Annotated in this window: 1 protein-coding gene; it reads right to left on the bottom strand. The window is 73.0% G+C overall.

The annotated features are described in order from the left end of the window. Window positions 1–46: 46 nt before the first annotated feature. Window positions 47–955, bottom strand: a complete 909-nt coding sequence (locus tag ACYVE9_RS27900; protein ID WP_461030669.1) for a Gfo/Idh/MocA family protein — start codon at window positions 953–955, stop codon at window positions 47–49. Window positions 956–1,100: the final 145 nt, after the last annotated feature.

Below are 1,100 nucleotides of genomic sequence, written 5' to 3' on the forward strand. Positions count from 1 at the left end.
CGCCGTCGGCACGCGGTGCGAGACCTCGGGGCCCCGGCCCGGGGGCTCAGCGCTTCCCGGCGGCCGGAAGGTCACGCAGGACGCGTTCGCACAGCTCGTGGGTGCGCAGGGCGTCCGCGGCGCTGAGTACCTCGCCGGCGGAGACCGCGCCGAGGAAGGACAGCACGGCCTGCTCGATCCCGCGCTGCCGGGCGACCGGGACCCAGTCGCCACGCCGGCGGACGCTGGGCTGTCCGCGGTGGTCGACGACCTCCGCGAGGTTGCGGACCTCCCGCTTGCTGTCGTGGCCGGAGACCTCCAGGATCTCCTCGGCCGATCCCGACATGCGGTTCATCGCGCCGATCGCGGTGAACCCGTCCCCGGCCAGTTGCAGGACGACGTGGTGCAGCAGGCCGTCCCTGAGCCGCCCGTGCACGTGGACCTGGTCGATCTCGCCGGGCGCGAGGAAGCGCAGCGTGTCGACGACGTGGATGAAGTCGTCGTAGACCAGGGTGCGGGGGTCCTCGGGCAGGCCGACGCGGTTCTTCTGCATCCAGATCAGGTCGCGCGGATGGTCGGCGCACTGCACGTAGCTCGGCGCGAACCGGCGGTTGAACCCGACGGCGAGCGTGGTGCCGCGTTCGTCGGCGAGTTCCACCAGGCGTCGGGCGTCGGCCAGTTCGTAGGCGAGGGGCTTGTCGACGTAGGTCGGCACGCCCGCCTGGAGCAGCCGGGTGACGAGCTCCGGGTGGGCGCTGGTCGCGGCGTGCACAAAAGCGGCGTCCAGCCCGGCGCCGAGCAGTTCGTCCAGTTCGGTGTGGCGGTGCTCGTCGGGGATGCGGTGGGTCTCGCCGATCGCGGTCAGCGTGGCGGCGGTGCGGGTGTGCAGGTGGAGTTCTACGCCGGGTCGGGCGGTGAGCACGGGCAGGTATGCCTTCTGGGCGATGTCGCCCAGGCCGATGACGCCGACCTTCACTTCGATGCTCCTCGTGCTCAGTTGGCCGCCGGCTCCCCGTCCGGCGCTCCGGCAGCATACGCGTTCGCGGGTGGCCGCCAGTCGGCGATGCCGTCCAGTGCGCGCAGGGCCGTGCCGGGGCCCAGCCGGCCGGCCGCCGCGACCA

The sequence above is a fragment of the Streptomyces sparsus genome (genome assembly GCF_054776295.1).